At 60.8% G+C, this 12,334-nt stretch carries 11 protein-coding genes and 1 riboswitch; of the genes, 7 read left to right on the forward strand and 4 right to left on the reverse strand.

Annotated features, from left to right (window positions below):
- Positions 1 to 35: 35 nt before the first annotated feature.
- Genes JJ869_RS02490 through JJ869_RS02515 form a run of 6 tightly spaced genes read left to right on the forward strand, consistent with a single transcriptional unit; the run spans position 36 to position 5,620 of the window.
- Positions 36 to 1,460 carry a circularly permuted type 2 ATP-grasp protein gene (locus tag JJ869_RS02490; protein WP_292264395.1) on the forward strand — a complete coding sequence of 475 codons (1,425 nt, stop codon included), beginning with the start codon at positions 36 to 38 and terminating at the stop codon, positions 1,458 to 1,460.
- 4 nt (positions 1,461 to 1,464) lie between these two features.
- Complete coding sequence (locus tag JJ869_RS02495; protein ID WP_292264396.1) at positions 1,465 to 2,406, forward strand: alpha-E domain-containing protein; 942 nt, start codon at positions 1,465 to 1,467, stop codon at positions 2,404 to 2,406.
- 21 nt (positions 2,407 to 2,427) lie between these two features.
- A complete protein-coding gene (locus tag JJ869_RS02500; RefSeq protein ID WP_292264397.1) occupies positions 2,428 to 3,225 on the forward strand; it encodes a transglutaminase family protein in 798 nt (265 codons plus the stop codon).
- 31 nt (positions 3,226 to 3,256) lie between these two features.
- Positions 3,257 to 3,979, forward strand: a complete 723-nt coding sequence (locus tag JJ869_RS02505; RefSeq protein ID WP_292264398.1) for a peptidase — start codon at positions 3,257 to 3,259, stop codon at positions 3,977 to 3,979.
- Between the two features lie 23 nt (positions 3,980 to 4,002).
- Positions 4,003 to 4,956: a carbohydrate kinase gene (locus JJ869_RS02510; RefSeq protein WP_292264399.1), complete on the forward strand. Its 954-nt coding sequence runs from the start codon at positions 4,003 to 4,005 to the stop codon at positions 4,954 to 4,956.
- 4 nt (positions 4,957 to 4,960) lie between these two features.
- Positions 4,961 to 5,620, forward strand: coding sequence for a transaldolase family protein (locus JJ869_RS02515; protein ID WP_292264400.1), 660 nt, complete (start codon positions 4,961 to 4,963; stop codon positions 5,618 to 5,620).
- Here the strand turns inward: JJ869_RS02515 and JJ869_RS02520 are convergent.
- The 3 genes from JJ869_RS02520 to irrA all read right to left on the reverse strand — a co-directional run bounded on the left by JJ869_RS02520 (position 5,615) and on the right by irrA (position 10,801).
- Positions 5,615 to 5,917, reverse strand: coding sequence for a hypothetical protein (locus JJ869_RS02520; RefSeq protein ID WP_292264401.1), 303 nt, complete (start codon positions 5,915 to 5,917; stop codon positions 5,615 to 5,617). The two genes, JJ869_RS02515 and JJ869_RS02520, sit on opposite strands and share 6 nt — an antisense overlap.
- Before the next feature lie 100 nt (positions 5,918 to 6,017).
- Positions 6,018 to 6,212, reverse strand: a riboswitch (cobalamin riboswitch).
- Positions 6,213 to 6,445: 233 nt separating this feature from the next.
- Positions 6,446 to 10,054, reverse strand: coding sequence for a DUF4214 domain-containing protein (locus tag JJ869_RS02525; protein ID WP_292264402.1), 3,609 nt, complete (start codon positions 10,052 to 10,054; stop codon positions 6,446 to 6,448).
- A 330-nt stretch (positions 10,055 to 10,384) separates the two neighbouring features.
- On the reverse strand, positions 10,385 to 10,801 hold the full coding sequence (gene irrA / locus JJ869_RS02530; protein WP_292264403.1) for an iron response transcriptional regulator IrrA: 417 nt from the start codon (positions 10,799 to 10,801) through the stop codon (positions 10,385 to 10,387).
- Positions 10,802 to 10,974: 173 nt separating this feature from the next.
- Here irrA and fabA point away from each other — a divergent pair, with 173 nt between their 5' ends.
- Entirely contained in the window at positions 10,975 to 11,484 is a 510-nt protein-coding gene (gene fabA, locus JJ869_RS02535; RefSeq protein ID WP_292264404.1) for a bifunctional 3-hydroxydecanoyl-ACP dehydratase/trans-2-decenoyl-ACP isomerase, read from the forward strand.
- A 26-nt stretch (positions 11,485 to 11,510) separates the two neighbouring features.
- On the opposite strand, the gene JJ869_RS02540 is transcribed toward fabA, so the two are convergent.
- Positions 11,511 to 12,173: a dimethylsulfonioproprionate lyase family protein gene (locus JJ869_RS02540; protein ID WP_292264405.1), complete on the reverse strand. Its 663-nt coding sequence runs from the start codon at positions 12,171 to 12,173 to the stop codon at positions 11,511 to 11,513.
- Positions 12,174 to 12,334 lie beyond the last annotated feature (161 nt).

Here is a 12,334-nt window from a genome sequence, read left to right on the forward strand (position 1 = left end):
CTTGCACTCCGACCGGCGCTGCGCAAGCTTGAGCCATGTCTGAACACTCTGTCTTCGATGAAATGTGGGGCCGTGATGCGCAGCTTCGCGCACCCTACCAAAATTTTTTCGATTGGTTCGATCAGGAAGATCCCAAGCGATTGCGCGCAAAAAACCGCGAGGCGGAAGACCTGTTCCGCCTGACGGGCATCACTTTCAACGTTTATGGACGATCCGAAGCCGAAGAGCGTCTGATCCCCTTCGACATCATCCCGCGGATCATTTCAGGCTCCGAATGGGCCAAACTGTCTCGCGGGATCGAACAGCGGGTACGGGCGATCAACGCCTTTCTGCATGACATCTACCATACCCAGGAAATCCTGAAGGCCGGGCGCATCCCGCGTGAGATGATCTCACAGAACGAAGCATTCCAGCCCAAGATGATCGGCGTCGACGTGCCGGGCGGAGTCTATACCCATATCGTTGGCATCGACCTTGTCTGCACCGGACCGGGGGAGTTCTACGTTCTCGAAGACAACGCCCGCACCCCGTCGGGTGTGAGCTACATGCTCGAAAACCGGGAAACCATGTTGCAGATGTTCCCCGAACTTTTCTCGAAGAACCGGGTTCAACCCGTGCAGCAATACCCGATTGACTTGCGTCGGTCGCTGGCCGCCTGCGCACCGAACATGACGGATGCAGAGCCAACCGTCGCCGTGCTGACACCGGGGATCTACAACTCGGCCTACTTCGAACACGCGTTCCTTGCCGATCAGATGGGCGTCGAACTTGTCGAAGGGCATGACCTTCGCGTGGTGGACGGGCGTGTCGCGATGCGCACGACGAACGGGTACAAACCCATCGACGTTCTGTATCGTCGCGTGGATGATGATTTCCTCGATCCGCTGAACTTCAATCCCGAAAGCCAGCTTGGTGTGCCAGGGATCATGGATGTCTACCGCGCCGGTGGGATCACCATCGCCAACGCGCCGGGCACTGGGATTTCCGACGACAAGGCGATCTATTCCTACATGCCGGAAATTGTCGAATTCTATACTGGCGAACGGCCATTGCTGCAGAATGTCCCGACATGGCGGTGTTCGGAGCCCGACTCGCTGGCTCATGTCCTCGACAATCTTGAAGACCTTGTCGTGAAAGAGGTGCATGGGTCAGGCGGCTACGGCATGCTGATCGGTCCGACTGCGACGAAGAAAGAGATATCGGCTTTCCGCAAGAAGCTCAAAGCGCGTCCGAAAAACTATATCGCGCAACCCACGCTCAGCCTGTCCACTGTTCCGATTTTCGCCAAGGCGGGTCTGACCCCGCGCCATGTCGATCTGCGTCCCTATTTGCTGGTCAGCCCGGAAGGAATCAAGATCACGCCCGGTGGCCTGACGCGGGTAGCACTCAAGAAGGGGTCCTTGGTGGTGAACTCGTCGCAAGGCGGCGGCACGAAAGACACCTGGGTTCTGGAGGAATAGCGGCATGCTGGGAAAAACCGCAAATGGCCTCTTCTGGATGTACCGTTACATGGAGAGGGCCGAGAACACCGCGCGTCTGATCGAAACGGGGCAACGGATTGCGCTGACACGGCTCAACCAAACCGATGACGAATGGGCTTCCGTGTTGCAGTCCGCCGATTGTCTCTATGGTTTTCGCGCAGCCCATGACGAGATGTCCCGCGATCTGGCCGTCGACTGGATGCTGCGCAGCAAGGACAACCCGTCGTCGATCCTGTCGAGCGTGAATGCCGCACGTCAGAACGCGCGTCTGGTGCGGACGGCGATAACCGGCGAAGTCTGGGAGGCCGTGAACTCGGCTTACATGGCGCTGAAAACGGCACTGGCCCGTAAGGTATCAGAGCGCGATCTGCCCAGCACGTTGCGCCTGATCCGCCATCATGCGGCCTTGGTGCGCGGTGTGACCCACGGCACGATGCTGCGCAACGACATCTACGACTTCGCGCGTCTGGGCACATTCCTGGAACGTGCGGACAACACCGCCCGTATCCTTGACGTGAAATACTATGTCCTGCTGCCGTCGGCGCGTGCCGTCGGAACGTCACTCGACAATGTGCAGTGGGAATCGATCCTGCGGTCTGTCTCGGCGCGCGGCGGGTTTCGCATGGAATACGGCGCAGGAGGTGGACCAAGAGAAATCGCTGCGTTCCTGATCCTTGACAAGCGTATGCCCCGGTCCCTTGCGTTCTGTGCGGGCAAGCTGAGTGACAACCTCAACTATCTGGCAAACGAGGAAGATGCAGGAGCGGCTTCCCGCGCACGGGTTGGTGCATTGGAAAACGGGCTGTTGTCCCAGAGTATTGATGATATCTTCGACTTCGGATTGCACGAGTTCCTCCAGAAAACCCTTGAGGAACTGTCAAGCATCTCGCGCCAGATCGAACAGGATTTCCGGTTTTATGCCTAGGCCATACCAAGACTGCACGGCATGCGCCTGAAGATCGACCACACGACGGTGTATCGGTTCGAAACGCCGGTGGTTTACGGTTTGCAGCAACTGCGCAAAACGCCGAAATCGTCGTACAATCAGTCAGTTCTTGGATGGGATACCCGCATTGAAGGTGGCCGCAAGGAAGTCACGTTTGAGGATCATCACCATAACACGACCGAACTGATCAGCTTTGATCCCAACATTACCGAATTGTCGGTTTCAAGCGCGGGTGAGGTCGAGATCACGGACAACGCCGGTGTTCTGGGGCCGCATCACGGTATGACTCCACTCTGGCTTTATCAGATGAACACATCCCTCACCGAAGCCGGACCGGGAACGCGGGCTCTGGTCAAGGGGATGACCGCCGACGCGGGGATATCTGAACTTCACGAGTTGTCCGATCGCATCCGCACGCAGGTGCCCTATACCCTCGGCGCGTCTGCCCCGGACTGGAGCGCGGAAGACGCAATCGCGGCAGGGCAGGGTGTGTGTCAGGACCACACCCACATCATGATCGCCTGCGCCCGCGCGCTGAAACTGCCGACGCGCTATGCCAGTGGCTATCTGATGCTGAACGAAACTACGATCCAGGACGCGATGCATGCCTGGGCCGAAGTGCATGTGGAAGGACTGGGTTGGGTCGGGTTCGATGTGTCGAACGGTGTTTCGCCTGACACACGCTATGTGCGCGTCGCAACAGGGCTGGACTATTCCGATGCTGCGCCGATAACTGGTACGCGGATTGGCGGAGTGAACGAAGAGTTGCACGTCAGCATCCACGTGGTTCAGCAGTAAAGGCACGCCTCAAGTGACATATTGCGTTGGAATGATGCTTCGCAGCGGTCTGGTGTTCATGTCGGACACGCGCACCAATGCCGGGTTGGACAACATCTCGACCTTCAAGAAGATGACCATCTGGGAAGAACCGGGCGAGCGCGTTCTGACCCTCATGTCCGCGGGCAATCTTGCGACCACGCAAGCTGTCGTCAGTCTTCTGGACGAACGCAGCAAACATCCCGAGGACCGTACGCCGTCGCTGATGCGGGCCCCATCGATGTTTCAGGCCGCCTGCATGGTCGGCGACACGCTGCGCGAGGTCATCAAGGGGCTGCGCGATGGCGGGCAACGCGCGGAAACCAGCTTTGAGGCAACGCTGATCCTTGGCGGCCAGATTGCCGGAAACCCGCCACGCCTGTTCCTGATCTACCCGCAGGGCAATTTCATCGAGGCAGGGGAAGACACGCCGTTCTTCCAGATCGGTGAGATCAAGTATGGGCGCCCGATCCTTGTCCGGGCCTATGATCCCGATATCACCTTTGCCGAGGCATTGAAGCTGCTGCTCGTCAGTTTCGACTCCACGCTTAAAGCGAACCTGTCCGTGGGCGCGCCGCTCGATTACTTTTGCTACAAGACGGACAGCCTTGAGAAAAAGCACGTCGGTCGTGTCGAAGCCGACAACCCGGAGTTTCAGGCGATCTCGACTCAATGGGGCAATGCGCTTAAGCAGGCGCTTGATACGTTGCCCGACGTTCATCTGAACACGAACTGAACCAAAAAGCCGAGAGTCCTGTCATGCCCATGAGCCCCGTTATCTGCGTCGGCGGTGAAAACCTCATTGATCACGTCACCCGGGATGGAGAGATCTCGGCCCTTGCCGGTGGATCGCCGTTCAACGTCGCCATGGCGCTGGGGCGGCAACAGGCCGACGTGCATTACCTGACGCCGATCTCGACCGATTCCTGGGGCGATATTCTGGCCGATACGCTGATCGCCTCCGGCGTGACGCTCGCCGGTGGCCGTGTCGATGCGCCGACAACCATTGCCCGCGTGACCGTGACGAAAGGCATTCCGTCCTACGTGTTCGAACGTGATGGCACCGCAGAGCGCAGCGTCACCGCCGCATCGCTCGCCGCCGCCATGCCCGGAGCCACCCGTGCCTTGCACAACGGGTCTTTGGCGTTGACCGATGGGGCCGATGCCGATGCTTGGGAAGAGACCTGCACAGGGGCCTACGCCTCTGGAACGCTGGTCTCGCTCGACCCTAATGTGCGCCTGTCCGTCATCACCGACATCGACACCTACCGTGCGCGTATTTTCCGCATGATGAAAGCCACACATGTTCTGAAACTCAGTGATGAAGACCTCGAAGGTCTGTGTCCTGACATGCCGCAGGACCAAGCACTCGCCCATGTGCGCAGCCAGACATCCGCATCCCTTTTGGTGATGACCAAAGGTCCCGAAGGCGCCATCGCGATGCGTGGCGATCAGACTGTCACGATCCCAGCGCCTCCGGTGCCGGGTCTTGTTGATACGGTCGGGGCAGGTGACACGTTCATGGCAACTCTGCTGGCCGGTCTGGCACGGACCGATGCACTTGCGCCCGACGCACTGGATCATCTCGATGCCGCGCAGGTTGAGGCCCTGATCCGCCGCGCAGGTATGGCCGCTGCCATCAATTGCAGCCGCGCCGGATGCAACCCGCCCACTCTGCAAGAGCTTGACGCGGCAATGGCATCTGCGGCCTGAACCAATGGACCTCTATCTCGATACCGCGGACCAGGACGCTTGGGCAGACCTTATGCCCAGCGGTCTTTTCCGGGGCATCACAACCAACCCGCTGCTCGCCCACCGCGCGGGTCTGACCTATCCGACGATCAACTGGGCCGACATGGCGCACCGCGCCCGTGACCTGGGCGCGCAAGAGCTGCACGCGCAGGTCTTTGGCCCGGTGGAAACCTATCTCGATTGGGCCAGCCGCCTTTACGAAGCTGGAGCTACTGCAGGGCTGCGCACCGTCGTCAAGATCCCGATGACACCCGATGCTCTGAAGGCGGTGCCTGCTGTTCGGGCGCTGGGTGGTCCGATCCTCCTGACAGCCGTCTATGACCCCAAACAGGTGATCGTCGCCAAGGCGTTGGTCGCCGATTTCGTGGCCCCTTATTTCGGGCGGATGCAGGAGGCAGGTTTGCCCGCCCTTGACCACCTGTCCAAGATGCAGGCGATCGTTGGCGGGACCCCCCGCATCCTTGTCGCATCCCTGAGGACCAGCGACCAGATGGTGTCCCTCGCCGCCTTGGGTCTCGACTGCTTTACTTTGGCCCCGGACATTGCGCGCAGTCTCCTCTCCGATCCGATGACCGAACAGGCGACCGCCGCATTCGAAGCCGCGGCGGCGGGACGCGATCTATAAAGACAGCCGTCGCTCCTTTGCTCCACCTCTCCGGCGTGGCTTCGGCAGCGCCAGTTCAAGCGGTGTGAGCGGCGCGTCCAACGACGCCTTCAACAGCGCACAGAATTCTGCAACCGCCGGATCGGTCTCCCGAAATGGCGTGGCAGCCATATAGGCACAGGTGGCTTCGGTCAGGTAACAGGCTTGCGCCGGCAAGCTTCCAAGCCATTGCATGTAGCCCAATTGCCCGATTTCCCGCGCCCGTTCTGCCGTGCGGGGATTGACCTGCAACTGGGTCAGTGTTCGTTCGATAGACATAAAAGCGCCCTCCGCGCTGGGACGGGTCGCATTGAGGCCGCACGCATGTTTTGCGCGTTTCGGGCGCAAGGCATCTCGACCTCCGGTGCACCCCGCCCGGGTTCAGTTCACGTAAGATGGCAGGTCTCCTGACTCGCGGGTCATCGTGCGGCTCGCACCTTCCCAGACCAAACGGTCCAGTGGTTTTGCGCGAAGCACTCACCGCTTACAGTTGCGGGGGCAGTCACGGATTTTCACCGTATTCCCTATTCGGACAGCGCATCACACGCTGCCCACCATCAAAATTCACTGTCACAGATCATGCGAGTCCAATCAATCTACATTGTGGGAATATCTCCAATTCGATGCAATCGTCGGTAACGGCACACCGGTTGTTAAGACTTCGGTGCCAGAACAGGGCAGCACTTGGGCGGTATGGCCCAATTCACTTGGAATGGGCCCTGTCCGATGCTCCTAGCCGCCATGTTTCGACTGCTCTGGCACTGCTCGATTGATGTCTTGTGCGGTGACGCGGCCCGTGCGGGATCATCACATGACAAAGGGCTGGTCGGCGACCCCGACCAACTGCATCAGGAAGCCGTCGCGCGTGCCACCAACGATATCGGCATGCAGATTGTCGCTTTGCAGGCGCCCGGCCTCAAGACTGCTGTCCGATCCGTCGAAACTTTGCATCACGATATGCGCGGCGGGCAGGTCCGACAGGCCAAGCGTCACGGCAAAATGACCACCCAGCAGCACCTTGTTGCCCAGATATGCGGCGTCCGCAGGCCCACCCGTTTCCGCCTTCGCCCCTTCCAGAATGGCGCGAATGAACTGCGACGGCGCCAGCCCGGCCTCATCCTCAAGCGCGTCCAACCAGAATGCCATGCCCGTCGCATCCGGCGCGCGCCCCAAAACATTTTCGTAGACCGCGGTGACGAAGGACGGCATGTCCTCCAAAGCACCGTACAAGTTGCGGGTTTCCGGCTGGTCGAAGAAATACCCTGCGATCTCACGCAGGCTCATGCCATCGGCAAGCTGGTTGCCCCAGAAGTAAAGCCCGACTGCGTCCGGCGCGCGGTTGAAATAGGCGATGTAAAGCTCGGTCAAGGCTTCCATTGCTTCGCCGTCCAGCCGGGCCATGCCATCGAACATGTCAATCGAGATGCCGGTGGTCGAAAATGGGTGCACTTCCCGCTCGAAATCGACCTGTTCTATGCTTCTCAATTGCAGCGGCGTTGCGCCCGCCACGCGGTTTTCGATCCGGATCTCGTCTCCGGAAAACCGCAACGAATAGCTGCTTTGATCACCATTCAAAAATACAGTATCGAACCCGTCTCCCCCGTCGATCAGAACCTCACCTGTCTGCGGGCTGAACACATCGTCGCCACTGGTGGCCCCTGGTGTGGGGCTCGGTCCATCGTCTTGCACCCGATCGCCGGACCTTTCCGTAAATGGTCCAACCAGTGGTTTGGGCAATCCAAGCCCGATCTGCTCTCCCACCCACTCGACGATCTGTTGGTAGTTTTGAGCGACGGTTGGATGGATTGTGTTTGGGATTTGGATGTTTTGCGGGGGTGTTGTTCCGGTGAGTGTTGTGTAGTGGAGGAGGGATGCGAGGAAGGCGAGTGTTGGGGTGGCGTGGCCTTCGTCGTCGAGGAAGAGGTCGCGTGCGGAGAGGCGTGTGAGGCCAATCTCGGGTGTGTCGAGCATGTCGGCGATGCGGGGTCCGACGCTGATGAGGCGGACGTCGAGGTTGGGGCGGGCCTGCTGGATCATCTCGGTGAGGTCGACCCACCAGCCGTGCCAGTCGCCGGTCATGAGATCGGTCCATGCGGCGAAGGCGGCCGGGCTGGAGGGGAAGCCATCCATTTCGGGCCAGGTCTCGTAGATGTTGACGGCAGCGCCGGGGGCGCGGGCCTGGGTCCAGTCGATGATGCGCAGCGCGGCTTCCAGCGGCGAGGTTGCGGGCTCGTGCCAATAGGGGCTGTCGGGGGACTGGTCCTGCACGAAGTTGACCGCCGAGAGGGTGATCTGGGTGAAGCCGGCCTCGGCAAAGCTCTGGCCGCTTTCCGGGTCCCAGACGGAGTCGACTCCATCGAGCCAGAGATGCGGGTTCGGCGGCAGGTCGTCATGCCGGGTCAGCATGCCGGTCTGGATGTCGACGGCATAGGAGGTGCCGGCAGCCTCGGCCAGCATATCGGTCCAGTAGGGCACGGAGGCTTCGGGATCGCCATTGCCCCAGGCGAAGAGATCATTGCCGAAGACATATTCGCGGACCGCGTCCACCGGCTGCGGTGCCGGGGTCGGCGTGACGTCCGGTTCGGGCTCTGGCTGGGGGTCCGGCTCAGGCAGCGGTGTCGGTTCGGGTTGCGGCTCCGGGCGGGGCTGGGGGGTGACGACCGGAGCGTCGTCGTCCTCGTCCTCCTGCGGTGCGGGCGCGGGGGCGGTGCCGAAGTCGAAATCGGCATTGCCCGTGATCCCGTCCTTCATCGTGGCGGGGGCGGGATGGCTGTCCATGAACGCCACCACGGCGTCATGGCGCGCGGTGCTGTCCTGCAGGTGGCGCAGCGACCCCCAGCTGCCCCACTGGCTGGGCTCGGAGACATCGACGAAGACGTTGAACAGCGTGCCACCGGCCGTTTCCCAACCCGCGAGCAGCTCGGTGTAGAGCTGGCCCATGCCGGCGGAATAGTTGAGATGGGTGAAGAACTCGGTGAGCAGGTCGTTGTTGACCCAGGACCCGACACCGACCACATGGGTGCCGCCCTCGTACATCACCAGATCGAGGCCATGCGCATCGGCCACCGCCTTGTGATAGCGGAAGAGCTCGAACATGCCCTGCAGGGAATCCTCGGCATTGCCGGTGACGGAGCCGTCGCGCAGCTCGCGCACGGCCAGAGCGAAGCGGTGCTGGGCGACATAGGCCTGGGCGGCAGTCCCGCTCAGCCCCTGGGCCTGCGCCTCCTGGCGGGCCTGCGCCTCGCTCTGGGCGATCCAGTCGAGCACGGCGGGGGCTTTCTCGTCGGTGCCGAGGCTGTTGCCGAAATAGCCGGTGATCGCATAGGTGTCGAAGGAGAGATAGGGCGCATCATTGGCCGGGCTGAGGGCCTGCCAGGCCGGGGCGTCCAGAAGGGACTCCTCGAGACCGGGCCAGTAGGTGTGGGTCGCGATGACCTTGACCAGTCGATCCTCGTTGCCGGCATAGACGCTGTCGAGCACGCGGGCCATCTCGGCGGAGCGGGCGCCGTATTCCTGCATCCAGCCATCGCCAAGGTCCTGACCAAAGCGCGCTTCTGCGGCGGTCACGGCCTCGCGGGCCTGTTCGAACATCCAGTTCCAGACCTCGTTGGACATCTCGATATGGGCGCGCAGATCGGGGTCGAGATTGTCGCGCACATAGGTAGCGAAGTTGCGGATATAGGTCTCGTCGGCATTCCAGGGGATGTTGAACCAGGGCTCGGTGCCGGTGGCATTGGCCAGCGCCACCATGACCTCGAGGGGCACACCCTCGGAATAGGTGTAGGTGCTGGGTGTGGGGCGGTCGGACCAGCTGCGGATGGTGGATTCGTTGGTCTCCTGCCAATCCATGAAGCGCAGACCCTGGGCGTCGTTGATGACCTCGAGCCAGAGCGGGTTGAAAAGCGCGCCCGCCTCGAAGGCGGGGATGTACTCTTGTTTGACCACCTCGATATTGCGCAGGTAGTCGCCGGTGTTCTGCGGATCGGTGGCGGAGATGGAAACGACGACCATGCCTTCGCCGGTGGGGGTGTAGTTGAACCAGATCTCGCCATCGGATTGCGACACGATCTCGGCGCCGTAAACGGAAATCTCGCCCGCGCCGTCATAGCTCAGCCGGTAGGTGCCCGCCGTATAGAGCGCCTCCGCCGGCATCTCGGTCAGGATGAAGGTCTCGACCCGGTCGACACCCGCAGGCAGATCGGTGATCCAGCCATTGGCATCCAGAACACCCATCGCCTCAAGATCCTCGGCCATATAGGCGCCCCACTGGCTCTCGGTATGCGCGTGCCACGCCCGCGCCGTCTTGAACACGTCCAGAAACGGCTGCTGCACACTCCAGTCAACAATCCCCCGCAACCCAAACGAAAGACCCGCCGCAGACGTCTGCGTCCCGAATACATCAACCAAAGGTTCCATACCCCACTCCATTCATCCAAAACGCCCCCGCGAAAGGGGATGGCAGGACAGGAGTGAACACGGTCTTAAAGGGCCAATTTTCCGAAAAATCTATTGTTTTGAGTGGCTTGTGTTGATGTCGGCAAAGGGCGGATAGGTGAAGAAGGAACCGTGCAAATCCAAGGTCTTATGCCCGTCAGGTACGATGCGCAAAGCTCGCGGACCTGACGGGGTGCGAAATGGCTAGAATTTTAGGCGATCGGTCCAAAGCGGTGGAACGCGCGTGCGGAGCAAGGCAAGCGAGGATGTCGCCGACTTTGCTTCCTACGCGCGCCAGCTGAATGACGGAGTTCAGGTCCGGCGCAGCTTGATCACGACGTTGACACTGGAAATCTCTGCCCCTTCCGGCGGACCGGGAATACGGGCGATTTCAAGTTCGTCCGCAGGTGCATCCGTCAGACGCCCTTCGTCTTCCCAGAAGAAATGCGGATGGTCATGGGTATTGGTGTCGAAGTAGCTGCGTGCGCCATCGACCGTGACTTCCTGCATCAAACCGGCTTCGCAGAATGCGCGAAGGGTGTTGTACACAGTTGCTAGCGACACCTGTTCGCCAGTGGATTGCGCGGCGGCAAACAGGCTTTCAGCGGTGACATGGCGGTTCTTGCCATCGCCGACCAGCAGAGATGCCAACGCGACACGTTGCCGTGTGGGGCGCACGCCACCCTTGGTCAGCCATTCCGTTCCGCGGTCGATGGATTGTGAAGACATGCCAACTTCGCTCCTTGATACCTGTGTATATAGGGTGCGAAACGCGCGCAGTTCAATTAAATTTCTTGCAACAACTTGTCTCAGGCGCTGCGGCCCGGTGGGCTTGCACGCGCGGCGGGCAGGGTGCTAGAGGGGGCAGGATTTTGCCAATCACACCGGGAGCCTTGTCCACCATGTCCGAATTTCCTCGCAGTTTCGACCGTGACGATCTCTTGAAATGTGCGCGTGGTGAGCTGTTCGGACCCGGAAATGCACAGCTTCCTGAACCGCCGATGCTGATGATGGATCGGATCACCGATATCTCTGGCGATGGCGGAGAACATGGCAAAGGCCATGTTGTGGCCGAGTTCGATATCACGCCGGACCTGTGGTTTTTTGACTGCCACTTCCCCGGAAACCCGATCATGCCGGGCTGTCTGGGCCTTGATGGACTTTGGCAATTGACCGGTTTCAACCTGGGCTGGCGCGGCTGGCAGGGACGCGGCTATGCGTTGGGTGTGGGCGAGGTCAAGCTGACCGGCATGGTGCGTCCGGATCGCAGGATGCTGACCTATTACGTCGATTTCACCAAGGCGATCCAGACGCGACGCCTGACGATGGGTGTTGCCGACGGCCGGGTCGAGGCGGATGGCGAAACCATCTATGTCGTCAAGGACATGAAGGTCGCTCTGTCGGAAAGCTGATAGCGCGCGCCATTGGCACGACCGAGCTATTTCTTAGGGCCGGGGCTGAAGACCATTTTCTGGTTCGCCTGCTTGTCCCGCGCACCGGTCCACGCGTAACACAAAAGCGCGGGGTTCTGATCTACGACCGTGATACGGTGCCGCTGCTCGGGCGGGTTGAAGATCAGCGATCCCGGCGCATACACGCCCTGATCGTTTTCCGACACGGCGCCTGACAGGCAGATATAGCTTTCGGAAATGCCGTCATGCGCATGGGCCGGATAGGTACAGCCCGGCGCAAAAAGAACGAGCCCGAGGATCACTTCGTCTGTGATCACAGGTCCGGTGGGACCGACCAGTTCGGCATAGGCATAGGTCCGTTCCAGTCCGCGTGGCACTTTTTCGTAGCCGTATTGCCAGACCAGATGGGCCTGCACGCTTTCCAACGCGCGAATGAACGGCGCGTGGCGTTCCATCCGGCCGTTGTCGAGCGCACGGCGCCAATGGGCTGTGACTGGCTTGGACACGGGGTCATGTTCATGCACTTCGGCATTTGCCTTGATCACCCGACTGATCCCGTCGCGGACGGTTTTCTGGTGGCTGCGGATCTTGGCGCTGCCTCCGGCAGACAGACGCCGGTAGAGCTCGTAGTAGTCGCGCAGAAGGTAAAGCCAGTCCGGGCGGTCCTGAAGACGGGGTTGGTCTGGCATGGTTGTATCCTGTCTGGCGCGGGCGATTTTGCCGCTGTGTCGCGATTCAGGGCGACGGGTTCAAGCCCGAACTGTCCCGGCGGTAGCTCGCAGAGGCGCATAATCCAAAGGTTTTTCGCATTTTGTGCCCGATGGGCGCTCTTCTGCCGCCTATCGTGGCA

Source organism: Marivita sp. (genome assembly GCF_017643905.1).
GTDB lineage: Bacteria > Pseudomonadota > Alphaproteobacteria > Rhodobacterales > Rhodobacteraceae > Marivita.